At 73.4% G+C, this 24,827-nt stretch carries 25 protein-coding genes and 2 pseudogenes; 11 read left to right on the plus strand and 16 right to left on the minus strand.

All coding sequences use genetic code 11. The annotated features are described in order from the left end of the window. The first annotated feature begins 69 nt into the window (after positions 1-69). The 3 genes from ACZ619_RS33050 (at position 70) to ACZ619_RS33060 (ending at position 2,460) form a co-directional block, all read left to right on the plus strand. Positions 70-1,173 carry an ADP-ribosylglycohydrolase family protein gene (locus ACZ619_RS33050; RefSeq protein ID WP_469606811.1) on the plus strand — a complete coding sequence of 368 codons (1,104 nt, stop codon included), beginning with the start codon at positions 70-72 and terminating at the stop codon, positions 1,171-1,173. Further along, positions 1,170-1,664: an NUDIX domain-containing protein gene (locus ACZ619_RS33055; protein ID WP_469606814.1), complete on the plus strand. Its 495-nt coding sequence runs from the start codon at positions 1,170-1,172 to the stop codon at positions 1,662-1,664. The genes ACZ619_RS33050 and ACZ619_RS33055 overlap by 4 nt, the downstream gene beginning before the upstream one ends. Before the next feature lie 67 nt (positions 1,665-1,731). Further along, on the plus strand, positions 1,732-2,460 hold the full coding sequence (locus ACZ619_RS33060; RefSeq protein WP_469606816.1) for an SIR2 family NAD-dependent protein deacylase: 729 nt from the start codon (positions 1,732-1,734) through the stop codon (positions 2,458-2,460). 155 nt (positions 2,461-2,615) lie between these two features. Here the strand turns inward: ACZ619_RS33060 and ACZ619_RS33065 are convergent, their stop codons facing one another. Together ACZ619_RS33065 and ACZ619_RS33070 are read right to left on the minus strand one after the other, a co-directional pair. Continuing rightward, positions 2,616-3,098: a methylated-DNA--[protein]-cysteine S-methyltransferase gene (locus tag ACZ619_RS33065; protein ID WP_469606818.1), complete on the minus strand. Its 483-nt coding sequence runs from the start codon at positions 3,096-3,098 to the stop codon at positions 2,616-2,618. A gap of 10 nt (positions 3,099-3,108) precedes the next feature. After that, positions 3,109-4,575 (minus strand): AlkA N-terminal domain-containing protein, encoded by a 1,467-nt coding sequence (locus ACZ619_RS33070; RefSeq protein WP_469606902.1) that lies wholly within the window; start codon positions 4,573-4,575, stop codon positions 3,109-3,111. Positions 4,576-4,921: 346 nt separating this feature from the next. Here ACZ619_RS33070 and ACZ619_RS33075 point away from each other — a divergent pair, with 346 nt between their 5' ends. Beyond that, positions 4,922-5,080, plus strand: coding sequence for a hypothetical protein (locus ACZ619_RS33075; protein WP_469606819.1), 159 nt, complete (start codon positions 4,922-4,924; stop codon positions 5,078-5,080). A gap of 216 nt (positions 5,081-5,296) precedes the next feature. Here ACZ619_RS33075 and ACZ619_RS33080 read toward each other — a convergent pair whose 3' ends face one another. Both ACZ619_RS33080 and ACZ619_RS33085 read right to left on the minus strand, forming a co-directional pair. After that, a complete protein-coding gene (locus ACZ619_RS33080) occupies positions 5,297-5,728 on the minus strand; it encodes a DUF7144 family membrane protein (protein ID WP_469606820.1) in 432 nt (143 codons plus the stop codon). A 33-nt stretch (positions 5,729-5,761) separates the two neighbouring features. Further along, positions 5,762-6,238, minus strand: coding sequence for an SHOCT domain-containing protein (locus ACZ619_RS33085; RefSeq protein ID WP_469606822.1), 477 nt, complete (start codon positions 6,236-6,238; stop codon positions 5,762-5,764). Positions 6,239-6,587: 349 nt separating this feature from the next. Between ACZ619_RS33085 and ACZ619_RS33090 the strand changes: the two genes are divergently transcribed. After that, the gene (locus tag ACZ619_RS33090) at positions 6,588-7,997 is read left to right on the plus strand and encodes a DUF2252 domain-containing protein (RefSeq protein ID WP_469606825.1); all 1,410 of its coding nucleotides are present in this window, start codon (positions 6,588-6,590) and stop codon (positions 7,995-7,997) included. A gap of 190 nt (positions 7,998-8,187) precedes the next feature. Here ACZ619_RS33090 and ACZ619_RS33095 read toward each other — a convergent pair whose 3' ends face one another. The 5 genes from ACZ619_RS33095 to ACZ619_RS33115 form a co-directional block, all read right to left on the minus strand. Then, positions 8,188-8,385 carry a hypothetical protein gene (locus ACZ619_RS33095; RefSeq protein ID WP_469606828.1) on the minus strand — a complete coding sequence of 66 codons (198 nt, stop codon included), beginning with the start codon at positions 8,383-8,385 and terminating at the stop codon, positions 8,188-8,190. 108 nt (positions 8,386-8,493) lie between these two features. Further along, positions 8,494-8,994: a hypothetical protein gene (locus tag ACZ619_RS33100; RefSeq protein WP_469606903.1), complete on the minus strand. Its 501-nt coding sequence runs from the start codon at positions 8,992-8,994 to the stop codon at positions 8,494-8,496. A gap of 158 nt (positions 8,995-9,152) precedes the next feature. Further along, the gene (locus ACZ619_RS33105) at positions 9,153-11,837 is read right to left on the minus strand and encodes a winged helix-turn-helix domain-containing protein (RefSeq protein ID WP_469606906.1); all 2,685 of its coding nucleotides are present in this window, start codon (positions 11,835-11,837) and stop codon (positions 9,153-9,155) included. Between the two features lie 100 nt (positions 11,838-11,937). Next, the gene (locus ACZ619_RS33110) at positions 11,938-13,272 is read right to left on the minus strand and encodes a hypothetical protein (protein WP_469606830.1); all 1,335 of its coding nucleotides are present in this window, start codon (positions 13,270-13,272) and stop codon (positions 11,938-11,940) included. Between the two features lie 136 nt (positions 13,273-13,408). Beyond that, positions 13,409-14,335 carry a YhjD/YihY/BrkB family envelope integrity protein gene (locus ACZ619_RS33115; protein ID WP_469606833.1) on the minus strand — a complete coding sequence of 309 codons (927 nt, stop codon included), beginning with the start codon at positions 14,333-14,335 and terminating at the stop codon, positions 13,409-13,411. A gap of 140 nt (positions 14,336-14,475) precedes the next feature. Here ACZ619_RS33115 and ACZ619_RS33120 point away from each other — a divergent pair, with 140 nt between their 5' ends. From ACZ619_RS33120 to ACZ619_RS33130, 3 genes are all read left to right on the plus strand, one after another. Then, positions 14,476-15,246: a GAP family protein gene (locus ACZ619_RS33120; protein ID WP_469606834.1), complete on the plus strand. Its 771-nt coding sequence runs from the start codon at positions 14,476-14,478 to the stop codon at positions 15,244-15,246. A 130-nt stretch (positions 15,247-15,376) separates the two neighbouring features. Then, on the plus strand, positions 15,377-15,874 hold the full coding sequence (locus ACZ619_RS33125; RefSeq protein ID WP_469606837.1) for a DUF6325 family protein: 498 nt from the start codon (positions 15,377-15,379) through the stop codon (positions 15,872-15,874). 16 nt (positions 15,875-15,890) lie between these two features. Further along, a complete protein-coding gene (locus tag ACZ619_RS33130; RefSeq protein ID WP_469606840.1) occupies positions 15,891-16,178 on the plus strand; it encodes an SHOCT domain-containing protein in 288 nt (95 codons plus the stop codon). 104 nt (positions 16,179-16,282) lie between these two features. On the opposite strand, the gene ACZ619_RS33135 is transcribed toward ACZ619_RS33130, so the two are convergent. The 7 genes and pseudogenes from ACZ619_RS33135 to ACZ619_RS33165 all read right to left on the minus strand — a co-directional run. Beyond that, on the minus strand, positions 16,283-16,792 hold the full coding sequence (locus tag ACZ619_RS33135; RefSeq protein WP_469606842.1) for an O-acetyl-ADP-ribose deacetylase: 510 nt from the start codon (positions 16,790-16,792) through the stop codon (positions 16,283-16,285). After that, on the minus strand, positions 16,789-18,198 hold the full coding sequence (locus ACZ619_RS33140; protein WP_469606845.1) for a phytoene desaturase family protein: 1,410 nt from the start codon (positions 18,196-18,198) through the stop codon (positions 16,789-16,791). Before ACZ619_RS33140 ends, ACZ619_RS33135 begins: the two co-directional genes overlap by 4 nt. Before the next feature lie 124 nt (positions 18,199-18,322). Further along, on the minus strand, positions 18,323-19,171 hold the full coding sequence (locus ACZ619_RS33145; protein ID WP_469606848.1) for an inositol monophosphatase family protein: 849 nt from the start codon (positions 19,169-19,171) through the stop codon (positions 18,323-18,325). Positions 19,172-19,476: 305 nt separating this feature from the next. After that, a complete protein-coding gene (locus tag ACZ619_RS33150; RefSeq protein WP_469606850.1) occupies positions 19,477-21,279 on the minus strand; it encodes a gamma-glutamyltransferase family protein in 1,803 nt (600 codons plus the stop codon). A 49-nt stretch (positions 21,280-21,328) separates the two neighbouring features. Continuing rightward, positions 21,329-22,108, minus strand: a complete 780-nt coding sequence (locus tag ACZ619_RS33155) for a tyrosine-type recombinase/integrase (RefSeq protein ID WP_469606909.1) — start codon at positions 22,106-22,108, stop codon at positions 21,329-21,331. Positions 22,109-22,114: 6 nt separating this feature from the next. Next, a pseudogene (locus tag ACZ619_RS33160) lies at positions 22,115-22,312 on the minus strand (site-specific integrase); the annotation flags it as partial. Positions 22,313-22,344: 32 nt separating this feature from the next. After that, positions 22,345-22,464: pseudogene (locus ACZ619_RS33165) on the minus strand (DUF4440 domain-containing protein); the annotation flags it as partial. 204 nt (positions 22,465-22,668) lie between these two features. Here ACZ619_RS33165 and ACZ619_RS33170 point away from each other — a divergent pair. From ACZ619_RS33170 to ACZ619_RS33180, 3 genes are read left to right on the plus strand one after another with little or no spacing between them, the layout of a single operon-like run. Next, positions 22,669-23,547: a nitrilase-related carbon-nitrogen hydrolase gene (locus tag ACZ619_RS33170; protein WP_469606853.1), complete on the plus strand. Its 879-nt coding sequence runs from the start codon at positions 22,669-22,671 to the stop codon at positions 23,545-23,547. Positions 23,548-23,573: 26 nt separating this feature from the next. Further along, entirely contained in the window at positions 23,574-24,437 is an 864-nt protein-coding gene (locus ACZ619_RS33175; RefSeq protein WP_469606855.1) for a polysaccharide deacetylase family protein, read from the plus strand. Next, positions 24,434-24,826, plus strand: coding sequence for an SDR family oxidoreductase (locus ACZ619_RS33180; RefSeq protein ID WP_469606857.1), 393 nt, complete (start codon positions 24,434-24,436; stop codon positions 24,824-24,826). Before ACZ619_RS33175 ends, ACZ619_RS33180 begins: the two co-directional genes overlap by 4 nt. Position 24,827 lies beyond the last annotated feature (1 nt).

Consider the following 24,827-nt stretch of genomic DNA (forward strand, 5'->3'; position numbering starts at 1 on the left):
TCCGTCATGCCCGGACCAAAGCCTGGGAGGCGGCTGGGAGCCGGCTGCGAAAACGGGTAGACCACAGCCATGAGCACCCAGGGCACCGAGCCGTGCGGTCTGGCCGACCGCGTCCTCGGCGGCTGGCTCGGCCGGATCGCGGGCAACATGCTCGGCAAGCCGGTCGAGCGGGGCGACCTGTGGACCCGTGAGCGCATCGACGGCTATCTGCGGCGGGCCGGCGCCCTGCCGCTCACCGACTACCTCCCCGAGCCCGCCGACGAGGCCGACGCGCTCGCGCTGCGCCCCGAGTGGCGGCGGTGCGTGCGCGGCCGGATCCACGGCAGCTGCCGGGACGACGACGTCGACTACGCCGTCCTCGGCCTCGACCTGCTGGAGACCCACGGCTTCGGCTTCAGCACCGAGCAGGTCGGCGAGCTGTGGCTGCTGCGGCTGCCGTACCTCCAGACCTTCACGGCGGAGCGGGCCGCCTACCGCAACCTCGCCAACGGGCTGAAACCGCCGTTGACGGCCACCTACGACAACCCCTACCAGGAGTGGATCGGCGCCCTGATCCGCGCCGACGTCTTCGGCTGGACCTGCCCCGACGACCCGCGCCAGGCCGCCGCGCTGGCCCGCCGGGACGCGGTGCTGTCGCACTCGGGCAACGGGGTGTACGGCGCGATGTGGGCCGCCGCGCTGATCTCGGCGGCGTTCACCGCGGCGACGGTACGGCAGGCGGTCGAGACCGCGCTGACCGTCGTACCGGCGAGCTGCCGGCTCGCGCGGACCGTGCGCCGGGTGGTCTCCCTGCACGAGGCCCGGCTGAGCTGGGAGGAGACCCTCGGCACGGTCTCCGCCGAGACCTCGGGCCTCGGCTGGATCCACACCGTCCCCAACGCGGCCGTCCTCACCGCCGGGCTGCTCTACGGCGACGGCGACTTCACCCGGACCATCGCCCTCACCGTGCGCGGCGGCCTGGACACCGACTCCAACGGCGCGACGGCGGGTTCGGTGGCCGGGGTGCTGACCGGCGCGGCGGCGGTCCCCGCGCAGTGGACGGAGCCGCTGGAGGACACGGTGCGCAGCGCGGTCTTCGGCTTCGACGGGGCCCGGATCAGCGACCTGGCCGAGCGGACCGTACGGCTCGCCAGGACCGGCCCCGGCCCCCTGCTGGCTACGCTTCCAGGATGACCACCACCGATACGTACGCCGCGTACATCGCGAGTCTCCCCCGTGTCCTCGCCGGGGCCGCCGTGCTCTTCCGCGACGCCGGGGGGCGGGTGCTGCTCGTCGAGCCCAACTACCGGGAGGGCTGGGCGCTGCCGGGCGGGACCATCGAGTCCGACGACGGGGAGACCCCGCGCCAGGGCGCCCGCCGGGAGACCCTGGAGGAGATCGGCCTGGACCGGGAGATCGGCCGGCTGCTCACGGTGGACTGGGTGCACGGCACGGGCCGGCCGCCCGTGGTGGCGTACGTGTACGACGGCGGTGTCCTCACCGACGCGGACCTCGGCGCGATCCGGCTCCAGGAGGAGGAACTGCTGAGCTGGCGCCTGGTCGCCCACGACGAACTGACCGCGCACCTCCAGGGCTCCCTGGGACGCCGGGTGGTGGTCGCCCTGGAGGTGCTGACCGCCGGCTCCGGCGCCGCGGAACTGGAGAACGGCCGCCGGGTGGGCTGACCCGCCGGGCGCGGTGCCCCCGGGATATCCGTTCGCCGCGTCCGGACCATCGGCCTAGGCTCGGCCCATGACCAAGCCCCTCGTCGCCATCCTGAGCGGCGCCGGTATCTCGACCGACTCCGGGATCCCCGACTACCGCGGTCCGAACGGGCTGTGGCGCAAGGATCCCGAGGCCGAGAAGCTCGTGACGTACGAGTACTACATGGGCGACCCGGAGATCCGGCGGCGGTCCTGGGAGCTGCGGCGGAAGAACCGGGCGCTTGCGGCGGAGCCGAACGCGGCGCACCGGGCGGTCGTCGAGCTGGAGCGGTCGGGGGTTGCGGTGCGGGTGATCACGCAGAACGTGGACGGGCTGCACCAGCTCGCCGGCATGCCCGCCCGCAAGGTGCTCGAACTGCACGGCAGCGCGCGGAGTTTCGTGTGCACCGGCTGCCACGCCCGGGGGCCGATGGCGGACGCCCTCGCCCGGGTCGAGGCCGGCGAGGACGACCCGCCGTGCCTGGCGTGCGGCGGCATCCTGAAGTCCGCGACCGTCATGTTCGGCGAGCGGCTGGACCCCGTCGTGCTCGGGGAGGCCCTCGCCATCGCCAAGGCCTGCGAGGTCTTCATCGCCGTCGGCAGCAGCCTCCAGGTGCAGCCCGCCGCCGGCCTCGCGGGCGTCGCCGCCGACCACGGCGCCCGGCTGATCATCGTCAACGCCGAGCCGACGCCGTACGACGAACTCGCCGACGAGGTCGTGCGGGAACCCATCGGCACCGCGCTGCCCGAGCTGCTCGGCGGGCTGCGGGCCGGTTAGCGGGGCCGGCCGGAGCGGGCGGTCGGCGGGGCCGGCCCCGAGCGGGCGGTGGGCTGGGACGGCCGGAGGGGGCGGCCCCGAGCGGGCGGTGGGCTGGGACGGCCGGAGGGGGCGGCCCCGAGCGGGCGGTGGGCTGGGACGGCCGGAGGGGGAGCTCAGAAGAGGCCCGCTCCGCGTTCGAAGTCCAGCAGGCGCCGCTTGCGGGACAGGCCGCCGCCGTAGCCGGTCAGGCTGCCGTTGGCGCCGATCACGCGGTGGCAGGGCACGATGACGCCGATCGGGTTCTTGCCGTTGGCGAGGCCCACGGCCCGGGATGCCTGCGGATTGCCGAGCGCCTCGGCCAGTTCGCCGTACGACCGGGTCTCGCCGTAGGGGATCAGGCGCAGCTGCTCCCAGACGGATCGCTGGAACGGGGTGCCGTTCAGGCGCAGTTCGAGGGTGAACTCCTTCAACTCGCCCGCGAAGTAGGCCGTGAGCTGTTCCTCGGTCTCGGTGAAGAGGCCGTCGTCGCGGTGGCCGAAGGTCTCTTCGGGCGGGCGGTGGCGCTGGCCGGTCATGTAGAGGCCGCAGAGGGTGCCGTCCTCGGCGACGAGGGTGAGCGGGCCGTAGGGGCTGTCGGTCACGGTGTGGTTCTTCACGGCAAGCTCCTCATACGGGCAGGAAGTTGATCGGGTGACTGTCGGTCGCCCAGAGGTACTGGACGGCGTACGCGCGCCAGGGGCGCCAGGCCGCGGCGCGGGCGGTGAGGGCGGCCGGGGTGCCGGGCAGGCCCAACTCCTGTGCCGCGCGCCGGATTCCGAGGTCGGTGGGGAGGAAGGCGTCGGGGTCGCCGAGGGCGCGCATGGCGATGACGTCCACGGTCCAGGGGCCGAAGCCGGGGAGGGCGAGGAGTTCGGCGCGGGCCCGGGCCCAGTCGCTGTCCGCTCCCAGATGGAGGGTGCCGTCCGCCAGCCGGCCGACCAGGGTGGTGAAGGTGGTGCGGCGGGTGCGGGGCATCGCCAGCGAGTCGGGGGGTACGTCCGAGAGCGCCTCGGGGGTCGGGAAGAGGTGGGTGAGGCCGCCCTCGGGGTCGTCGACCGGGGTGCCGTGGGCGGTCACCAGCCGGGCCGCGTGGGTGCGGGCGGCGGCCGTGGAGACCTGCTGGCCGAGCACGGCCCGGACCGCGAACTCGGCCTCGTCGACCGTGCGCGGCACCCGCCGTCCCGGCGCCTTGTCCACCAGCGGTGCCAGGAAGGGGTCGGTGCGCAGCTGGTCGTCGACGGCGACCGGGTCGGCGTCGAGGTCGAGCAGGCGGCGGCAGCGGCTGATGGCGACCGGCAGGTCCCGCAGGTCGCTGAGGGTGAGCCGGCAGGCGATGTGGTCGGGCTTCGGGCCGAGCGCGACGATGCCGTGGCCGTACGGCAGCCGCAGGGTCCGCCGGTAGGCGCCGTCCCGCCACTCCTCGACGCCGGGTACGGCGGTGGCCGCGAGGTGGCCGAAGAGGTTGTCCGGGTTGAGGGGCGCGCGGAACGGGAGGCGCAGGGTGAGGACGCCGGGGGCCTGCGTCGCCGACCTGGGGCGGCGGTCGCGCAGCTCGGTCGGCGAGAGGGCGAAGACCTCGCGGACGGTGTCGTTGAAGGTGCGGATCGAGGAGAAGCCGGCCGCGAAGGCGATCTCCGCCATCGGGAGGGCGGTCGTCTCGATCAGCAGGCGCGCGGTCTGGGCGCGCTGGGCCCGGGCCAGGGCCAGCGGTCCGGCGCCGAGTTCGGCGAGCAGCTGGCGTTCGACCTGGCGGGGGCTGTAGCCGAGGCGGGTGGCGAGGCCCGGCACGCCCTCGCGGTCCACGACCCCGTCGGCGATCAGACGCATGGCGCGGGCGACCAGGTCGGCGCGCTGGTTCCACTCCGGGGAGCCGGGGCTGGTGTCGGGGCGGCAGCGCTTGCAGGCCCGGAAGCCGGCCTGCTGGCAGGCGGCCGCGCTCGGGTAGAACGTCATGTTCGCGGGCTTGGGCGGGACCACCGGGCAGCTGGGCCGGCAGTAGATGCGGGTGGTCAGGACGGCGGTGAAGAACCAGCCGTCGAACCGCGCGTCCTTCGACTGCACGGCCCGTACACAGTGCTCTCGGTCGAGGTGCATCCCTTTCTGCATGGATCCAGCATCGGCCACCGGGGGCAGCCGGCGCTGGCGGGAATCCGACACGTAGGTGGGCTGACCTCAGCCCCGAGAAGCCCCAGGGAGCCCCGGAGCCGACTCGGTCGACGTGGTGGTCCGGCCCGGCCGAGGCCGGCCAGCAGCTCAGGCCGCTCGGGCCGCCCGTCGTACCGCCGGCGGGTCGCGGCGCCGGACGTCGGGGGGCGTTGCCATTGCCATTGCCATTGCCATTGCCATTGCCATTGCCGGCCAAGCGGATCATCCACGACATCACGCTCCTCGGTCCGCCGGTACCGCGGCGGTCGCGGAGCTGCGGGCGGCGCACCCGGAGGTGACGGCGGTCGCCGCCTTCGACGACGACCTCGACCTGCGCACCCTGACCGCCCTGCACGACCTGGGGCTGACCCTGGTGGCGTCTGGGGCTCAGGTGACGTCTGGGGCCCGGGTGACGTCTGGGGCCCGGGTGACGTCTGGGGCCCGGGTCGGCTGATTCCGGCTGGTTCCCGGGCCGCGTCGGCGCCGTCGGGGCCTGACGTGCGAGTGCCGGCCGGCACCGTGAGGTCGGTGTCCGGTCGGCGGTCGGCCAGGGGAAGCGCGGGGGCGGGGGCGGGCCGAGGGGGAAGCGCGGGGCGCACCGCCGGTCGACGGTCCCACCGGAGGAGACCCCATCCGGTCTCCTCCGTCGAGGGCGGTGCGCCCCGCGCGGTCAGGCCCGGTCCGCGGTGTCGTCGCGTTGCACGCACAGCGCCCAGATGATGAATCCGGACAGCGCGATCATCACGACGGACCACACCGGGTAGTACGGCAGGGACAGGAAGTTGGCGATGATCACCAGCGCGGCGATGGCCACACCGGCGCCGCGGGCCCAGGCGGCCGGCTGGAAGAGGCCGATGCTGACGACCACGGCGATCACGCCCAGCACCAGGTGGATCCAGCCCCAGCTGGTGAGGTCGAACTTGAAGACGTAGTTGGGCGTCGTGACGAAGACGTCGTCCTGGGCGATCGCCATGATGCCCCGGAACACCGCGAGCAGACCGGCGATCATGAGCATGACGGCGGCGAAGGCTATGAGTCCGCCGGCCCACTGCATCTTGGCGGAGTGCGCGTGCGAGTGGTGCGCGGGGTGTGTCGCGGTCATACGACTGCCTCGATTCGTTCTGGTGGGGTGTGCTCAGTGCCCGTGCGAGGTGGGCACCGAGCCCGAGCCGGAGCGCTCGGCCGGTCCGTGATCGCTCAGGACCAGTGCCTTGGCCCTCCGGAACTCTTCGTCCGAGATGTCGCCGCGGGCCTTCATCTCGGAGAGCTTGGTCAGTTCGTCGACGCTGCTGCCCTTGGCCGGGGCGCTCCGGGCGGTCTCCCTGACGTAGGAGTCGAACGCCTGCTGCTGTTCACGGGCCTGGGCGATCTCCCGCCGTCCCATGCCCTTGCCCCGGGCGATCACGTAGACGAGGACGCCGAGGAAGGGCAGGGCGATGCAGAAGAGCAGCCAGCCCGCCTTGGCCCAGCCGCCCATCGAGTCGTCGCGGAAGATGTCGACGACGATCCGGAACAGCAGGACGAACCACATGACCCACAGGAAGAACCACAGCATGGTCCAGAAGGCGCTCAGCAGCGGATAGTCGTACGCGAGGTAGGTCTGCGCGCTCATTTCTCTCCTCCGTCCACGGCACCGGCCGTCGATCCGGGCTCTGCCGCTTTCAGCGTGCGCACGGCGGGCGGCGAAGGCCTCACCCGTTCCGGGGGATCGTGTACGGGTCGTCCGCCCGCCGTCGCCGTCACCGCCCGGCGGACGCCCGGCGGGGCGGAGTGCGCCACCCCGCCGGGGCCCGGAGTGCGGGACCGCACCGGAGTGCGGGGCCTCGCACCGCCCAGCCTGACCGAACCGGCACGGGCCGCGGGTCACCCACGGCGGGTGATCCCCCGGCGGCCGTGGCGCGCTGGGGTGGGACGAGGACCCGTGTGCCCGGACGCGCGGGCCCCGACCAGGAGGACGCGACATGACCGCACCGAACACCGCCACCTTCGCCCTGTCGTCGGCCGACCGGGCGGCCCACGGGAGGAACGCCCGCGCCCGCGCGCCGCGTTCGGGCCACGGCTTCTTCGAACCCGCGCCGGACCGGCCGGACGTGATCGACGTGCTGGAGCGCCAGTCGGCGACCCGGGTGCCGGAGCTGGTGCCGATCCGGTACGGACGGATGCTCGAATCGCCGTTCCGGTTCTACCGGGGCGCCGCGGCCGTGATGGCGACCGACCTGGGGCCGCTGCCCGACACCGGGCTGCGGGTGCAGCTGTGCGGCGACGCCCATCTGCTGAACTTCCGGCTGCTGGCCTCGCCGGAACGCCATCTGGTCTTCGACATCAACGACTTCGACGAGACCTTCCCCGGACCCTTCGAGTGGGACGTCAAGCGGCTGGCGGCCAGCCTGGTGATCGCGGCCCGCGCCAACGGCTTCGAGGTACGGGAGCAGGACACGGCGGTACGGGCGTGCGTGCGGGCGTACCGGGAGCGGATGCGGGCCTTCGCCGGCATGCGCACGCTGGACATCTGGTACGCGCAGGACGACACCGAGAAGATGCGTGCGCTGCTGTCCTCCTCGATGACCAAGCAGGACCGGCGGCGCACCGCCGAGGCGACCGCGCGGGCCCGTACCCGCACGTACATGCAGGCGTTCGAGAAGCTGACCGGGTTGACCGCCGAGGGGCGGCGGATCACGGCGGACCCGCCGCTGATCGTCCCCCTGCGCGACCTGGAGCCCGGCCCGTCGTCCAGGGACGAGGGCAAGGAGCTGCGGACCGTCCTGGAGGGGTACGCGCGTACGCTGCGTTCCGAGCGGCGGCAGCTGCTGAGCCGCTACCACCTGGCGGACCTGGCGCGGAAGGTGGTGGGCGTGGGCAGCGTGGGCACCCGCTGCTGGATCCTGCTGCTGCTCGGCCGGGACGACGACGATCCGCTGCTGCTGCAGGCCAAGGAGGCCCAGGAGTCGGTGCTGGCCGCGCACACCGGCGGCGAACGGTACGACAACCAGGGCCGCCGGGTGGTCGAGGGGCAGCGGCTGATCCAGACGACCAGCGACATCTTCCTGGGCTGGACCCACGTGGTCGGGTTCGACGGACACGGCCGGGACTTCTACGTACGGCAGCTGCGCGACTGGAAGGGCATCGCCCGCCCGGAGACCTGGCGCCCCGATCTCCTCGACCTCTTCGCCCAGCTGTGCGGAGCCGCCCTGGCCCGCGCCCACGCCCGCTCCGGCGACCCCGTCGCCATCTCCGCGTACCTGGGCGGCACCGACCGCTTCGACCGCGCGCTCACCGCCTTCGCCCAGTCCTACGCGGACCGGAACGAGCAGGACTTCGCCGCCCTCACCCAAGCAGCCCGAACAGGCCGGATCACCGCAGCGGGCCACTGAACCCGCCGGGGGGCCGGGGGTGAACCCGCCGGGGGGCCGGGGGCCGGAAACCGGGGGATGCCGAGAGGCATGGCGGTCTTCCCGGGGCACGGAGATGCTCATCGGAAGCCGCTTCGGACACGGCGAACACGGCGAGCACCGGGGAGCACCGGGGAAGGTAGGGACCCCGAGGCGGGATCGGCGCCCGGCGTCACTCCGGTAGGCGGCGCATCTCCACGACGCGCAGGCCCAGGGAGAGGCAGCGGTTGAGCAGCCCGTAGAGCTGGGCCTCGTCTATGACGGGGCCGAACAGGACCGTCTGGCCGGACATCGTCACGTGTTCCAGTTCCGGGAAGGCCTGGGTGAGCGTGTCCGACATGGTCCCTTCTACGCGGATCTCGTAGCGCATGAGGCGTCTCCCGCCGCGGGCCTGCTGCGGTCTACCTCCGTGATCCTGCGCCGTACCGCGGCCGCCGGCCTCACCCGGGGCAGGTGAACCCGGCCCGCGGCGGCCGGCTCACTCCTTCAGCGCGAGCTTGAAGGCGATGATCACCAGGCCGAGCAGGAGGTTGACCAGCGCGGTGACGCAGACCGGTCCCCAGGCCGCGCCCGCCCGCCGCGCACCCGCCGCCGACCAGCCCACCTGCCCGGCCACGGCGACGCCCACCGCGAGCCAGGCCCCGCCCTCCGGACCGAGCCCGAGCAGCGGGCTGACCGCGACGGCCAGCGCCGGCGGTACCGCGGCCTCGACGATCGGCCACTCCTCCCGGCACACGCTCAGTACGCTCCGGCGGTCCAGCGACCGCTGCGCGAGCCGCGCACCGAACAGGTGGGCGTGCACATGGGCGATCCAGAAGACCAGCCCGGTGAGCAACAGCAGCGCCACCAGCTCCACGCGCGGGAACTCCCCGAGGCCGCCGGCGCCGACCACCACGGACGCGGCGAGCATCGATCCGTAGACGGCACCGGTGTAGTCGGCGTGCCGCACGGGCGCGTGGTGCGTCACGACGGCTCCCACGGTTCGACCGCGGCCCGGTGCACCCGTGCCGTAGGCGCTGTTGGTGCCGTCGGTGCCGTTGGCGCCATCTGTGCCGTCGGTGGCATCGCTGTCGTCGGTGCCATCTGTGCCGTCGGTGCCATCTGTGCCGTCGGTGCCATCGCTGTCGTCGGTCACGGTCAGAGCAGTCCGCGTTCACGGGCCCGGCGGACCGCGTCGCCGCGGCGGCCCACGCCCAGCTTCCGGTAGACGCTCTTCAGGTGCGTCTTGACCGTGTTCACGGAGACGAACAGGTCCGCCGCGATCTCCTGCGTGGACATCATCCGGGCCAGCCGGGTCAGCACCTCGAGCTCGCGCCCGCTGAGTTCCTCGACGACGAGGGCCGGGGGCGGTGCGCCGGTGCCCGGACCGTCGTACGACGCGGGAGCCTCGCCGTGCAGCCAGCCCGCCGCGAGGCTGTGCAGGGACGGGGTGTCCAGGAGCCGCCGGAGCAGGGGTCCGGCGTCCAGGAACGGCCGCCGCAGCCGGTCCTCGCGCGCCTCCAGCAGCGCCCTGGCCAGCAGCTTGCCGGCGGTCGCGGTGTCCCCCGCCTCGGCGGCGGCCCGGGCCCGCACCAGGGTGGCCCGGACCGTGACACCGGGGCCGGCCCGGTCCCCGGCGCGCAGCCGTTCCACCGCCTCGACGGCCTCGACGGCCTCCTCGGACCGGCCGGCGGCGAGCCGGGCCCACGCCACCTCCGCGGCGCACGCGGGCGCGTCATGTCCGGGCATCGCGTCCAGCGCCTCGGCGGCCGTGTCGGGCCGGCCCCCGGCGAGATGGGCGGCCGAGGCGGCAAGGGCCGCGTGGGTCTCGGCCCAGGGGGAGGTCACCTGGGCCGACACGGCCGGGCTGGCGGCGGTCGCGGCGGCCTCCGGGTCGCCGAGGGCCAGTTGCAGGCGTGCCGTCGCCAGCGCACGGCAGGCCTCGGTCACCGGGTCGGGCACGGCAGGGCCGGACTCGGCGGCCTCGTCCAGCAGGGCCCGGGCCCGCCCCAGTTCGTCGCGGTCCACGGCCACGGTGGCCAGCACCAGCTGCCCGAGGCCGGCGCCGGGGAACGGGCGCCCCTCGGGGTGCCGGGTGGCGGCCGCCGCGGCGAGGGCCTCGCTCTCGGCCCGGCCGAGCCAGCCGTCGAGGTAGTCGATCAGCGCCAGGTGCCCGAGGGAGTCCTCCCTGGCCAGCGCGGTCGCCGCGTCGCCGGGACGGTCGACCACCTCGGTCAGGGCGGCGCGGGCCTCGTCGAAGCGCCCGGCCCAGACCCGTGCCGAGCCGAGGTGGGTGAGGAGCAGGGCGGTGAGTTCGGGATGCTTCGCGAGGAGGTCGGCGGGTATCTCGGCGCGCAGCCGGGCGGCGGTGGCCATCGCCTGCTCGGCCCGGCCGGGGGCGCCGGTCAGCCGGGCCGCCAGGGATTCCAGCAGTACACAGCTGAGCCGGCTCACGGCGGGGGCGCCCGGGGGCAGGTTCCGCTCGGCCTGGCCGAGGTGGGCCAGCCCGTGGTCGAGATCGTGTGCGGACAGCTCGCGGGCGGCCCGGACCAGGTCCGCCGCCGTCCCGGCGACCTGCGGACCCATCCGGGAGAACAGTTCGGCCAGGTGGTCGGTGCGCAGGCCGGTGAAGAGCTGGCCGATCGCGAGGTCGTCGACGAGGGCGCCCGCGGTGAACTCCCAGTCGCCCGCGGCCGCGCCGTGCGCCAGCGCCTCCGAGACGGCCCCGGAGTCGCGCAGCCAGCGCGCGGCACGCCGGTGCAGTTCGGGTTCCAGGCCCGGGTGGCGCGCCCGCAGGTGGACCCGGAGGATCTCGCCGAACAGCGGGTGCAGCCGGTACCAGGAGTGGCCGAGGTCCTCGACGAACGCGTTCTGCCGGCACAGTCCGTCGAGGTGCGGCTCGGCTCCCGGCCGGCCGGTCAGGGTCTCGGCCAGTTCGGGGCAGAACCGGTCCAGGACGCTGACCCGCAGCAGCAGGTCCTGGGTCTCGTCCGGCTGCCGTCTGAGCACCTCGGCGAGGAGGAAGTCGGCGATGGTGCTGTGTCCGGCCTCGAACTCCTTCAGGTACGTGTGCGGGTCCGCGCTCTGCTGCGCCGCCAGCGCGCTCAGCCGCAGTCCGGCCGCCCAGCCCCGGGTGCGTTCCACCAGGGCACGGGCGTCCTGTGTGGACAGTTCCATGCCGTGCAGGGCGAGCAGGTCGGCGGCCTCCTCGGGGGTGAAGGCCAGCTCGTCGTTCCGGATCTCGGTCATGGCGCCCTGCGCGCGGTAGCGGTGCAGGGGCAGCAGGGGTTCGGTGCGGGTCACCAGGACGAGCCGCAGGCCCCGTCCGGCGTGGTGCAGGACGAATTCGAGCTGCTCGGCGGTCTGCGGCGCGGCCAGCCGGTCGAACTCGTCGAGGACGAGGACGGTGGGCCGCTCGCGTCCGTTCAGCTCGTCGGCGACGCGGGCGAGCAGGCGCTGGTCGACCCTGCCGACGTCCCAGGGGCCGGCGACTCCGGTGGGCAGCGGGACGCCCGCCGAGTGCAGGGCGCGCAGGACGTAGGCCCAGAACATGCCGGGCCCCTGGTCGCCGGCCTCGTTGGTGAGCCAGGCGACCGGCCTGCGGAGCCGGGCCGCCCAGTCGGCGACGAGGAGGGTCTTGCCGGCGCCGGCCGCGCCGTTGACCATCGTCAGCGGGGTGTCCAGGGCCCGGTCGAGGTGGGCGGTGAGCCTGGTCCTGCGGACGAAGGTGGCCGGCCGGGCCGGCACGGCGAACCGCGTGCGCAGGAAAGGCTCCCCCAGCGGATCGGCGTACTCGTCGGCCGGTCCCCGTGTGCTGTCGTCCTTCACGGCCACAGAGATCACCACCCGTGTCCGGATCGCTCGGTCGGCGCTTTACCCGATCAGCATCGCAGTGTTGCCGCTCCCCCGCACAACTCGACGGAGTCCCTGGTCAGCGCATGCCTCACACCCGGTGGTCGGGCCGGCCGGGGCCGTCCGGCGCGGTGCCGCCGGCCGCCACCCGGCCTCCCGCCGCCAGCAGGGCGAGCAGGGCCAGGACCGCGAGCAGGACGAGGACCAGGAGCAGGACCGTGAGGACGGTGGGGTGGTTCCAGAGGGCGAAGACCAGGGCGACGACCAGCAGCGCGGTGAGGGTGATCCAGCGGCGTCGGGCCAGGGCCCAGGTGCCCGTCCGGCCCGCGTGGACGTGGTGCGCGGCCGCCCAGCGGGCCGCGGAGTCCGCCGTACGGTCCGAGGTGCCGCGGACGGCGACGGGGAGCCGGCCCGGCCCGACGAAGTACGCGCCGAGGGCGACGACCACGCCCAGGACGACGGCGGTGCGCAGGCTGACCTTCAGGAAGCGCAGCAGGGTGTCGAAGACCGCCGCGGCGGCCGCCTCGGACTGGACCCCGGGCGGCAGGTGGTCCAGGTAGTAGCGGCGGGCGACGACCAGGGCGATCGCGACCACCAGGCAGGCGAAGGCCGCGCCCAGGGCGGTGCGGGCCAGCGCCCGGCGCCGTCCCCGGGCGAGGAACACCCCGGCCGCGCCGAGGAGCACGACGATCACCGGGAACCAGTTGCCGACGATGTCGAGGAGCCGGGCGCCCTTGCGGAACCTGGCCAGTTCGTCGGAGTGGAACAGCACCAGCTGCTTGTTCACCTCGGGGATCTTGTCGGCGGGTTTCAGACCGGCGTCGACCAGGTCCTGCTTGACCTTGTCGACGGCGGTGCCGACGTCCAGGGTGACCGTGCCGTCGCTCACCCCGACGGCTCCGCGCCCCTGCCCCGTGAGGGCGTGCACGACGGCCTGGTGGGCGGCGCGGTTGGCGGTGCGCCACACCTCGGCGAAGGCGTCGCTGCGCACGACCCGGGTGGCGGCCTTGGTCACCGTGTGGTCGATGGCGTCGTCGATCTGCGGGCCCAGGCCCTTCAGCGCGTCGACCGCGCGCGGCGGCAGCCCCTGGGACTGGAACCAGCCCGCGATGTCGGAGGCGACCTCCTTGCCGTCCGCGTGAGCTCCCACGGCCTCGGTGATGCGGTGCACGGCCGCGTCCTGGACGGCGGGTTCGGTCGCCAGCGGGGCCACGGTGGAGACGTACCGGTCGGTGTCGAGGACGATGTCGTGCACCCAGGTCGCGAGCAGGGCGACGGGCACCAGGACGCAGGTGAGCACGATGAGCACGGCGGAGGCGGTGGCGCGCGCGATCCGGCCGGCGGTGTGCCCCGCGTGACCGGGTGTCCCCGACCCGCCGGCGGCGCGGTGCGGGTCCGGGGTCTGCGGAGCGGGCGGCTCGGTCACGGGACCTCCGGCGTGCTGGACGGCTGATCGGCCCCGTACGGCCGGCCAGCCCCGTACGGCTGATCAACCCCATTGCGTCAGCCCGGCCGCCGCGGCGCCCGTCCGGACGGGCCGAACGGGCGACGGCCCCGGGCCCTCAGGAGGCCGGCGCGCCCTGGTCCTGGCGGGGCGGCGGGCTGCCGAGCCGGTCGGCGAGGAACGGTTCCTGGGCGAGGACGGCGCCGACGCACACGCTCACCGTGGCGGCGAGGCAGACCACGATCAGCCAGGACAGGAGCACGAACACCGAGCCCAGGGAGCCGTACTCGGCCAGCGCGTGATTGAGGGCCCGGGGCATGTAGAGCCGGGCGGTCACGGTCAGGGCGGTAAGGGCGAACGCGGTGATCAGCGCGCCCGGGAGCAGGGGTTTCCAGGCGACCGTGCCGCCGAGCAGCAGGTGCTGGGTCCACCACCACAGGCCCGCCTGGGCGGCGAAGGTGACCGGGATGCCCAGCCAGGCCCCGAGGCCGAAGCCGTCGTGCAGGGAGCCCTGCAGGAGCAGCGCGGTGATCCACAGGACGAGCCAGGCCAGCCAGCGCCAGGGGGCGACCCGGACACCGCCGCGGGGGATCTCCCAGGCGCGCTTGCACAGCCGTTGCACGGCCCGGCTGACGGCGGTGGCCGAGATCAGCACCATGAGGCCGCCGATCGCTCCGGTGGTCTGCCGCAGGCTCTCGCTCTGCGGCTGGACCAGCTGCTGGAGCTGTGTGTTGGCCGGTCCGGTCAGGCCGAACACCGAGCGCACCGAGCGGACCAGCTGCTGCTGGATGGTCGGCGGGGCGTAGGCCAGGAACACGAAGAGCAGCGGGACGGCGGTCAGGAAGGACTGCGCGGCCAGCCGGGTGCCGGTGTCGAAGATGTTCACGGACACCATGCGGTCCGCCAGATGGGTGACGACGGGGAACCGTACCTCCGCCCGCCGGTGCGCGGCCTTCGCGGCGGCGATCAGCCGCGCGGTGCGCTCGCGCCAGCCGGACGGCCGGAGCCGAGAGCCGGTGCCCGGCGCCCGCCCGCTGGTCCGCATGGCATCGCTCCTCTCCTGCGTACAGAGTGCGGGGCGAGCGCCCCGGCGGCACCCCGGCGCGCCCCGCCGACCGCGCCCCGGGATGTCGTCCGGGCGGCCCGTGCCTACGCTCGTGATGTGCCGAGCCCCTGGGGGTCGCCGTGGTCCTCGACCTGCTGCTGATCGCGCTGGCCATCACCCTCGAACCGCTGCCGCTGATGGCGTTCGTCCTGGTGGTGGCGTCGGAGCGGGGGGTGTGGAAGGGCCTGGTGTTCATCCTGAGCTGGCTGGCGTGCCTGGCCGTGGTGATCTGCGCCGTCCTGCTGGTGACCGGCGGCAAGCCGCCACCGCCGAGGTCCCCGCCGTCCACCGCCGTCCTCGCCGCCAAGCTGTGCATCGGGGTGTCGCTGATCCTCTACGGCGAACACCGCCGCCGCCGGCGCGGCAGGGCCCGCGCCCACAAGGCCCACAAGGCCCCCGAGTCCGCGCAGCCCGGTCGGGGCACGGGGACCGGTCAGGGCGCTGAGACCGGTCAGGGCACAAAGACCGCTCGGGGCGCTGAGACCGGTCGGGGCGCTGGGTCCTCCGCGTCGCTGACCGGGCAGATGGACCGGGGCACGGTGTGGAGCGCGGCCGGTCTCGCGGTGCTGCTCCAGCCGTGGGGCCTGGTCGCGGCCGGGGCGACGACCGTCGTGGAGGCGGACACCTCGCACCTGGAGAGCTGGCTCGCGCTGTTCGGCTTCTGCGTCCTCGCCACCGCGAGCCTGCTGGCCATCGAGTTGTACGTGGTCTTCTCCCCGGTCGCGGCGCGGGCCCGGCTGCTGCGGCTGCGCGCCTGGCTGGCCGGGCACCAGGAGCAGGCGCTGGTGACGCTGTGCCTGGTGCTGGGCTTCTGGCTGGTGGGCAAGAGCCTCTACCAGCTGACGAGTTGAGCCCGCACGAGGGCCTCGTCCGGCGGGCGGAAGTGCGGCCCCCGGGCGCCGGTGCTGCAATGGAGGTGCGGGCCGGCGGCCGTCCCCCGGGCGCCCGCGCGCTCTCCCGGCCCGCTCAGGAGGAGTGGTCATGGACAATGTCGAAGACATGGGCCCCGTCGACTACCTGGTGATCGAGTTCCCGGGCAACCGCATGACCGGTGAGGCCTTTCCGCTGCTGGTCGACCTCGCCGACCGCCGTATCGTGCGGATCCTCGACCTCGCCTTCATCCGCAAGGACGCGAACGGTTCGGTCGCCGCGCTGGAGATGCGGGACCTCGGCGACGACGACCGGGCCGACCTGACCGTCTTCGACGGGGCCTCGTCCGGGCTGCTGGACGAGGACGACCTCACCGAGGCGGGCAACGCGCTGGAGCCCGGCAACTCCGCGGCGGTCCTGGTGTACGAGAACCTGTGGGCCGCGCCGCTGGCCCGCGCGCTCCGGCGCAGCGGTGCCGAACTGGTCGCCAGCGGCCGGATCCCGGTGCAGGCCCTGCTGGCCTCCCTGGACGCCGCCGACCCCGATGCCGACAACGGTGCCGGTGGCGACGGGACGACGAACCCGGCCGGCGGCTTCTCGGCCGCCTGAACGGAGATGACCGACCATGCCCGGACTGCTGCGGGGAATCGCGCGTACCGCTGTCGTCGCCGGCACCGCCACGGCGGTGTCCAACCGTGTCTCACGCCGTCAGGGGGGCCGCTGGGCCCAGCAGGAGTACGAGCAGCAGGCGTCCCAGCAGGCCGCCGCCCCGCCGCCTCCGCCCCCGGCGCAGCCCGCGGCCGACGACATGACCGCCAAGATGGACCAGCTCAAGCAGCTGGGCGAGCTGAAGGCGCAGGGCATCCTGACCGACGCGGAGTTCGAGGAGCAGAAGCGCCGGATCCTGGCCTGAGCAGGGGGTTCCGCCGCGGGACCGCCGATCGGGGCGAAGCCGGTCGAGGCGACACCGGCCAGGGCTGCCGGGCGGGGCCCTGCAGGTCGGAGCCACCGGTCCGCTCAGGCCAGTTGCCGGGCGAACGCGTCGTGGGCCCGCTCGTCGAAGAGCACGAACCTGACCTCCTCGACGGCCGTGTCCGCCTCCCGGACCGTCGTCACGGCGATCCGGGCGCCGTCGTCCATCGGCCAGCCGTAGATCCCGGTGGAGACGGCCGGGAACGCGACCGTGCGGGCGCCGAGTTCGTCGGCGCGCCTGAGGGACTCCCGGTAGCAGGAGGCCAGCAGTTCGGAGCGGTCCTCGGTGGTGGAGTGCACGGGTCCGACGGTGTGGATGACCCACCGCGCGTCGAGGTTCCCGGCGGTGGTGGCGACCGCCTGGCCGGTGCGCAGTCCCTTGCCGTAGTGGGAGGCGCGCAGTTTGCGGCACTCCTCCAGGATGGCGGGGCCGCCGCGCCGGTGGATGGCGCCGTCGACGCCCCCGCCGCCGAGCAGCGAGGAGTTCGCCGCGTTGACGATGGCGTCGGCGCTCTGCCGCGTGATGTCGCCCCGGACGAGCGTGATGCGGGTCATGACTGTCTCAGCCTCCTCCACACGGCCTTGGCCGCGTTGTGTCCCGACATGCCGTGCACCCCCGGCCCGGGCGGGGTGGCCGACGAGCAGATGAAGACGGCCGGATGCGGAGTGTCGTACGGGAACAGGGAAAGTCGGGGGCGCAGCAGGGTCTGCAGGCCGCAGACCGCTCCGGTGCCGATGTCGCCGCCGACGTAGTTGGCGTTGCGGGCGGCGAGTTCGGCCGGGCCGGCGGTGGCGCGGGCCAGGACGAGGTCGCGGAACCCGGGCGCGAAGCGCTCCAGTTGACGTTCCATCACGTCGGTGAGGTCGCCGGTCCAGCCGCTGGGGACATGGGCGTAGGCCCAGAAGACGTGCTTGCCCTCGGGGGCGCGGCCCGGGTCCACGACGCTCGGCTGCACGGTGATCATGAACGGGCGGTCGGGCGCGCGGCCCTCGCGGGAGGCGGCGCGCAGCGCGGTGCCGATCTCCGCGCTGTCGGCGCCGATCTGCACGGTCCCGGCGCGGCGGGCCTGGGGTGCCGTCCAGGGGACCGGGCCGTCCAGCGCGTAGTCGATCTTGAAGACGCCGGGGCCGTAGCGGTAGCCCTGGTAGTAGGTGCCGAAGCCGGCGATCCGGGCGAGGGCGGTCGGCGAGGTGTCGAAGATGTACGACCGCGCGGGCGGCAGGTCGTCGAGGCGCTTGACCTCGTAGTCGGTGTGGACGGCTCCGCCGAGGTCCGTGAGGTAGGCGGCGAGGGCGTCGGAGACGGACTGGGATCCGCCCCGGGCCACCGGCCAGCCGCGGGCGTGCGCGGCGAGCGCGAAGACCAGGCCGACGGCGCCGGTCGCGAAGCCGCTGAGCGGGGCCATGACGTGGGCGACCAGACCGGCGAAGAGGGTTCTGGCGGGCTCGTCGCGGAAGCGGCGCAGCAGCAGGGCGGCGGGCGGGAGCCCGGCCAGGCCGAAGCGGGCGAGGGTGACCGGGTCGCGGGGCAGCGCGGTGAGCGGCAGCGACATGAAGTCCCGTACCAGGGTGTCCCACTTGGGCAGGAACGGCTGGACCAGCCTGCGGTAGGTGCCGGCGTCGCGCGGCCCGAAGGAGGCCGCCGTCTCGGCCACGGAGCGGGCCAGTACGGCGGCGCTGCCGTCGGGGAAGGGGTGCGCCATCGGCAGTTCGGCGTGCAGCCACTCCAGGCCGTAGCGCTCCAGGGGCAGGGCGCGGAACGCGGGCGAGTTGATGCCGAGCGGGTGCGCGGCGGAGCACGGGTCGTGCCGGAAGCCGGGGAGCGTCAGCTCCTCGGTGCGGGCGCCGCCGCCCACGGTGTCCCTGGCCTCGAAGAGGGCGACCGAGAAGCCGCGGCGGGCCAGCTCGACGGCGGCCGTCAGGCCGTTCGGACCCGCACCCACCACGACGGCATCGAGCATCGACGGCACCTTGGGACCCCTTCGTCAGCCGATTGGCCACTCGGGTTCAGGATATGCCGCTGGACTGACACCGCCCTCGCTCGGGGTTGCCGCTCGGGGCCACCGCTCGCGGTGGCCGCTCGGCCTACCGCTCCGGGCCCCCGAGGAGGTCCGTCACCCGGCGGGCGGTGGCCGCGTCGCGGGCCGCGGTGAACGGCAGGGCGTTGCCGCCGGTGACGCGGAACGGCTCGCCGGTGCGGGTGAGGTGGGCACCGCCCGCCTCCTCGACCAGCAGCAGCCCGGCGGCGTGGTCCCAGGCGGCCTCCCAGGAGAACGCAGTCGCGTCCAACTCGCCCCGGGCGACGGCGAGATACTCCAGGCCGGCCGAGCCGCAGGGCCGCGGGGCGACTCCGTCGGTCCACAGGGGGAGCAGCGCGCTCTTCTGGGGTTCGGTCGTGTAGTCGGGGTGGGAGGTGGCTATCCGCAGGTCGCGGTCGGGGGCGGGCGCACCGGAGTGGAGCCGGACGCCGTCGAGGAAGGCGCCCTTGCCCTTCGCCGCCGTGGCCAGTTGGTCACGGGCCGGGGCGTAGGTCCAGGAGGCGAGCAGGACGCCCCGGTGGGCGAGCGCGACCAGCGTGCAGAAGCCGTCCTCGCCGCGGACGAACTGGCGGGTGCCGTCGACCGGGTCGACTATCCACACGGGCGCGTCGCCCTGGAGCGCCCCGTAGGTGTCGGGGTCGGCGTGCACCGCTTCCTCGCCGACGACGACGGACCCGGGCAGCAGGGTGCCGAGCACCGTGGTCAGGTACTTCTCGGCGAGGCGGTCGGCGTCCGTGACCAGGTCGTGCGGGCCGCTCTTCTGGTCGACCTCGTGGTCGGAGAGGCTGCGCCAGCGGGGCAGGATCTCGGTGCGGGCGGCGGTGCGGATGGCGTCCTCGACGTCACCGGCGTGCTGGAGGAGAAACTCGTCGATGGTCTCCGTTGCTTCGATCATGCCTCCATGAGAGCACGCGCCACTGACAATCCCCACCACCAGGGTGTACACCCGATGGAATCCGCACGAACACCCGTCGCCACCGCCCCCGGTCCGCCACCGCCCCGCCCGGCCGGGTACCGCGACCGGGTCCCGCGACCGGACAGGAAGGCGTCAGCGGGCAGAGCCCCGTCGCCCCGCGCACCCGTCAGCACGACGCCGGGCGACATCGGCCTCACCGCCCGCCACGCCGACGGCCGCCGGGCACGCCGACGCCACCGGACCGGCGGAGGGAGCGCCACCCCGTCGCCCGCCGGCCCGTCCTGTCAGCGGCCCACCGCGTAGCCCTGCATTCCCCGGGGGTTCGCCGCCGCCGAGAGGAGGGTGGTGCGGGGGTCGCGGGCGACCGCGCAGAGCCGGCCCTCCGACCAGCCGGGGCCGACGGTGACGTCGTGGCCGCGGCGGCGCAGTGCGTCCACCACCGCGGGGTCGAGGCGGGACTCGACGGTCAGGCTGCCGGGGCGGCGCACGCGCGGGTAGAAGGAGCTGGGGAAGCTGTCGTTGTGCCAGTTCGGGGCGTCGATCGCGCCCTGGAGGTCGAGGCCGCCGCGGACCGGGGCGCGCAGCGCGACGGCGAGGAAGAAGTGCAGCTGCCACTGGTCCTGCTGGTCGCCGCCGGGCGTGCCGAAGGCGAGCACCGGGGTCCCCTCGCGCAGCGCGATCGACGGGGTGAGGGTGGTGCGGGGGCGCCGTCCCGGCGTGAGGGAGTTCGGCAGGCCCTCCTCCAGCCAGGCCATCTGGAGCCGGGTGCCGAGCGGGAAGCCCAGTTCCGGGACGACGGGGTTGGACTGGAGCCAGCCGCCGCTGGGCGTGGCCGCGATCATGTTGCCCCAGCGGTCGACGACGTCCAGGTGGCAGGTGTCGCCCCGGGTGCCGCCGTCGGCGGCGACCTGCGCCACGGTCGGCTCACCGGCGCCCAGCGGGTCGAAGGAACCGCTCGCGGCGGCCTCCACGCGCGCGTACCCGGGCAGGCGCGGCACGCGTCCGCCGGGACTGCCGGGCCGCAGCTCCGCGGAGGCCTTGGCGCCGATCAGCGCGCGCCGCCCGGCGTTGTAGGTGTCGGAGAGCAGCTCGGCCAGCGGCACCTCGGCCGCGTCCCCGTACCAGGCCTCGCGGTCGGCCATGGCGAGCTTGCAGCCCTCGACGAGGAGGTGGACGTAGTCGGCGGAGCCGTACTCGGGCAGCTCCGAGGGCTCGGGCGGCAGCAGCGCGAGCTGCTGGAGGAGGGCGGGGCCCTGGCTCCAGGGGCCCGCCTTGCACACGGTCCAGCCGTTCCAGTCGTACGACACCGGACGCTCGTACTCCGCCGACCAGCCGGCCAGGTCGGCGGCGGTGAGGGTGCCGGTGTGCCGCTCGCCGCTGGTGTCCATGGTGGGCCGCGCGGCCTGCCGGACCAGGGCCTCGGCGATGAAGCCGGTGCGCCACACCTCGCGGGCCGCGTCGATCCGGGCCTCCCGGTCCCCGGCGCCGGCGGTCTCGGCGAGCAGCCGCTTCCAGGTGGCGGCGAGGGCGGGGTTGCGCAGCAGTTCACCGGGGCGGGGCGACCGTCCGCCCGGCAGGTAGAGGTCCGCGGAGGAGGTCCACTCGGTCTCGAACAGTCCGCGGACGCTCTCCACCGTGGCGCCGACGTTCTCCACGGGCGCGTGCCCGTGCTCGGCGTAGCCGATGGCGTACCGCAGGACGTCGTCGAGGGGCTTGGTGCCGTGGTCGCGCAGCAGGAGCAGCCAGGCGTCGAAGGCGCCGGGGACGGCCGCGGCCAGCGGGCCGGTGCCGGGGACGAGGTCCAGGCCGAGCCCCCGGTAGTGGGCGACGGCGGCACCGGCCGGGGCCACGCCCTGCCCGCACAGCACCCGCACCTCGCCGCCGGCCGGGGCGAGCAGGATCGGCACCTCCCCGGCGGGCCCGTTGAGGTGGGGTTCGACGACGTGCAGCACGAAGGCACCGGCGACGGCGGCGTCGTACGCGTTGCCGCCGTTCTCCAGGACCGCCATCGCGGACTGCGAGGCGAGCCAGTGGGTGGACGACACCATGCCGAAGGTGCCCTGGAGGGTGGGGCGGGTGGTGAACATACGGGGTCTCACCTCGGTGTTTACGCGCGTCGGACGGTCGAATCAGCACTCAGGGTCGGTCCTGGGGAGAATCTGGGGAGTTTGGACCGGAACTGTCCTCCGCCCGCTCCCCCAACAGGCTATCGATCGCCCTGCGCCCCTTCTTCCCCGCTTCAGGCATGAAGTGCGCATAGTGATCGAGCGTGATGGTCGGCGATGAATGCCCCAACCACTTGGCGAGCGTGACGACCGACTCTCCTGCCTCCAGCACGAGGGACGCGTACGTGTGCCTCAGCACATGGAACCCGTCCTTCGGCGCCGCTTGCCACTGCCAAGGTTTCGCCCCCTTGACACGCGGAGGGATGACACCTGCCCTGGCCAAGGCAGGCTTCCAGATCTCGGTGTTCCACGTGTTGGCGGCGATCGCGTTCCCGTACTTCGTTGTCAGTACGAGGCCGAACTTCCTCCGCTCCCTGTCCAATTCAGGACCGCCCCAGGGAAGCTCGACCTTGTCGCCGGGGTGTGCCCTGGCATACTTCGCCAGCTCGTCAGCCACGGAAAGCGGCATGTCTGCAACGCGGGTTTTGCCACCCTTTGGAAGCGTAAAGTACTTCCGTCCGTTGACTATTTGCACCTGACGTCGGATGTGGAGGATTCCGCGCGCGTGGTCGACATCCTCCATGCTCAGGCCGAAGACTTCGCCCTGGCGCAGACCGCAACCAAGCCCAGGAATTCCCGCTATACGGTGCCTCTGGCTGATCTCATCACGCACCCTCCGAGCCAGCGCCTCAGGCCACGCCTCGCGACGCTCGTCGAGCAGCTTCGGCCATCGGACAGACTTGGACCTCATCGGGTTCCGAGCAAGACGCTTGTCATCAACCGCAGTCTCCGGAACGCTCGACAGCGTCGAGAGGATGCTGCGGGCGTATTGCGGCGAGCACGAGGATTCGAGCTTGACTATGTAGGCACGAAGCTCGGCCGCAGACACCTCGTTCAGCGATACATCACCCAGGTGCGGTATCACGTGTAGCCGAATCCGCTCATTTATACCCTTGCGCGTGTCAGGTCTTCAACCGGAACGTCCTCTGAGGGCTCATAGCGGGGACCGTCCGCCGAACTGCCCGGATGGTCGGGCAGTTCGGTGATCATGGCCTCATATGTCCATCGCCGCCCCGACGCGCCGACCTCCACGAACTCCGCGTCGAGATGCTGCGCTGCGCGTTTGGCCACCACGCTCATGATCGACCGCCCTGGAGGGCTGCTGGCACGGCCAGACCGGTCAGCGCCCGTCCACTGCAGCCGTCGGAGAAGTGCGCTTCGCGCAGGTTCGCCGGGTCGGTCATCTGACCGATGCCGTCAGGTTCCCGCTCAAGCATTCTGCCTTGACCCGATGCCTGAGGAGGAGATCCGATGCCCCGCATCGCCTCATGTAACGTCCTTTTCCGCGAGGTCGCGGATTTCGACGAATTCGCCGCGCACCTGCGCGAAGTGCTCGACCTGGCCGCAGGAGCCGACCTCGTCGTCCTGCCCGAGCTGGTCACCTTCGAGCTGATGACCTCCGTCGACGGCTGGCGCGACGCGAAGGACCTCCAGCCTGCTCTTGAAAGCGTTCGGCACGCCGAGCGGTACAGGGAGTTCGTGGCGGCCGAGGCGGTGGCCCGCCGTCAGTACATTCTGGCCGGCTCCCACCTGGTCCGGACCGCCGGTGGTGCCCTGCTCAACGTTGCGCCGCTGTTCGGGCCCAGCGGAGAGCTGATCCACGAACATGCAAAGACTCACCTCTTTCCGCTCGAGTTCAGCCTCGGGATCGGGGAGGGCGACTCGATGGAGGTCGTCGAGTTGCCGTTCGCGCGGGTGGGCGTGAACGTCTGCTACGAAGCGGAGATCCCCGAATGCGCGGCCTCGCTTGCGGAGCAGGGCGCGCAGGTGATCCTCACTCCCTCGCTGACCCTGAGCGAGGCGGGTTTCTGGCGGGTGCGGCACTGTCTGGCCGCCCGCGCCGTGGAGAACCAGGTGTTCACGGTGCACTCCGGAGTCGCCTCCGCCCCTCGGGGGCCGTGGCCGGGCGCGTGGTCGCGCAGTGCGGTCCTCGGTCCCTGTGACACCGGCTCGCCGGACAACGGCGTACTCGACGAGAGCGCACCGGGCGCCGACTCGGTCGCGATCGCCGATGTGGACCTGGAATGGCTTGCCGAGAACCGCCGTACCGGTGCTGCCACCACCTTCTCCGACCGTCGCCGCCGGGCTCCGTTGCACAGCTCCTGGCCCTCGCACCTGTCCGCACGCTGAACCACCACCGACCGAAAGGGAGCAACATGTCCGACACCCGGCCCACGGTCTGTCTGACCTTCGATTTCGACGCCATATCCGTCTGGCTCGGCACTTTCGGAGTGTCGACGCCGACGTATGTGTCACGGGGCGAGTTCGCCGCCAACGTCGCCACCCCGCGGATCCTGGATCTCCTGGAGCGGGAGGGTGTCACCAGTACCTGGTACATCCCCGGCCTGGACGTCGACACCTATCCCGAGATCTGCAAGCGGATCCGGGACGCCGGCCACGAGATCGGGCACCACGGGTACGCCCACGAGGGACCCACGAGTCTGGAGGAGCCGGCGGAACGCCGCATCCTTGAGCGGGGACTGGAGACCCTCGACTCGGTGCTCGGGGTCCGCCCCACCGGCTACCGGTCACCGGCGTTCGACCTGTCACCGAACAGCACACGCCTGCTGTCGGAGTACGGGTTCGCCTATGACAGCAGCATGATGGCCCAGGACTTCGAGCTCTACCGGTGCCGCACGGGCGATGTGATCCACGCGGACCGGGCGGCGGAGTTCGGACGGGAACTCGACCTTGTCGAAGTGCCCGTCTCCTGGACCCTCGACGACTTTCCGCTGATGGAGTTCGCCTTGGTCCCGCCGATGATCGTGCCCGCCTCGGCGGACGTCGAGGGGCTGGCCAAACGCTGGCTGTCGGACCTCGACTTCATGGCCGAGGAAGTCCCGCACGGGGTCTTCACCCAGACCTTCCATCCGCAGTCGATCGGCCGGGCGGGCCGGATCCGGATCCTGGAACGCATCATCCACCGGGCCAAGGAACACGGCGCACGGTTCAGCACGGTGCAGGACTCGGTCGCCGAGTGGAACGGCCGGCAGCCGGGCGACAAGGCGGTCTCCCGGTGAGCGCCGGACGGGACGGGCGGGTCGCGGGCCGCGTCGCGATCGTCACCGGTGCGGCGGACGGCATCGGTCGCGCCAGCGCCGAGCTGCTCGCCGCCGAGGGCGCCTCGGTCGTGTGCGTGGACATCCAGGGTGACGGGGTCGGCGCCACCGCCGACTCGATCCGGGAGCGCGGCGGCACGGCTCTCGCCGTCACCGCCGACGTCTCCACGGAGGAGGGCACGGCTGAGATGGTCCGGGCCGCCCGGGAGACGTTCGCCGGCCGGCTGGGCACTCCCGAGGAGATCGCCCGAGGGGTGCTCTTCCTCGCCTCCGACGAGTCATCGCTGATGTTCGGTCACGACCTCGTCATGGGCGGCGGCCAGGGACTGGCCGCTTCGGGGGTGGTGTGAC

The organism is Streptomyces sp. NPDC104367 (assembly GCF_055583825.1).

Coding starts and splice junctions, on each gene's coding strand:
- ACZ619_RS33175 (WP_469606855.1), top strand. CDS start 23,574: ATGTCCGACACCCGGCCCACGGTCTGTCTGACCTTCGATTTCGACGCC.
- ACZ619_RS33095 (WP_469606828.1), bottom strand. CDS start 8,385: ATGCGCTACGAGATCCGCGTAGAAGGGACCATGTCGGACACGCTCACC.
- ACZ619_RS33070 (WP_469606902.1), bottom strand. CDS start 4,575: ATGCACCTCGACCGAGAGCACTGTGTACGGGCCGTGCAGTCGAAGGAC.
- ACZ619_RS33145 (WP_469606848.1), bottom strand. CDS start 19,171: ATGATCGAAGCAACGGAGACCATCGACGAGTTTCTCCTCCAGCACGCC.
- ACZ619_RS33085 (WP_469606822.1), bottom strand. CDS start 6,238: ATGAGCGCGCAGACCTACCTCGCGTACGACTATCCGCTGCTGAGCGCC.
- ACZ619_RS33060 (WP_469606816.1), top strand. CDS start 1,732: ATGACCAAGCCCCTCGTCGCCATCCTGAGCGGCGCCGGTATCTCGACC.
- ACZ619_RS33115 (WP_469606833.1), bottom strand. CDS start 14,335: ATGCGGACCAGCGGGCGGGCGCCGGGCACCGGCTCTCGGCTCCGGCCG.
- ACZ619_RS33080 (WP_469606820.1), bottom strand. CDS start 5,728: ATGACCGCGACACACCCCGCGCACCACTCGCACGCGCACTCCGCCAAG.
- ACZ619_RS33135 (WP_469606842.1), bottom strand. CDS start 16,792: ATGACCCGCATCACGCTCGTCCGGGGCGACATCACGCGGCAGAGCGCC.
- ACZ619_RS33150 (WP_469606850.1), bottom strand. CDS start 21,279: ATGTTCACCACCCGCCCCACCCTCCAGGGCACCTTCGGCATGGTGTCG.
- ACZ619_RS33125 (WP_469606837.1), top strand. CDS start 15,377: ATGGACAATGTCGAAGACATGGGCCCCGTCGACTACCTGGTGATCGAG.
- ACZ619_RS33055 (WP_469606814.1), top strand. CDS start 1,170: ATGACCACCACCGATACGTACGCCGCGTACATCGCGAGTCTCCCCCGT.
- ACZ619_RS33155 (WP_469606909.1), bottom strand. CDS start 22,108: ATGAGGTCCAAGTCTGTCCGATGGCCGAAGCTGCTCGACGAGCGTCGC.
- ACZ619_RS33090 (WP_469606825.1), top strand. CDS start 6,588: ATGACCGCACCGAACACCGCCACCTTCGCCCTGTCGTCGGCCGACCGG.
- ACZ619_RS33050 (WP_469606811.1), top strand. CDS start 70: ATGAGCACCCAGGGCACCGAGCCGTGCGGTCTGGCCGACCGCGTCCTC.
- ACZ619_RS33130 (WP_469606840.1), top strand. CDS start 15,891: ATGCCCGGACTGCTGCGGGGAATCGCGCGTACCGCTGTCGTCGCCGGC.
- ACZ619_RS33140 (WP_469606845.1), bottom strand. CDS start 18,198: ATGCTCGATGCCGTCGTGGTGGGTGCGGGTCCGAACGGCCTGACGGCC.
- ACZ619_RS33170 (WP_469606853.1), top strand. CDS start 22,669: ATGCCCCGCATCGCCTCATGTAACGTCCTTTTCCGCGAGGTCGCGGAT.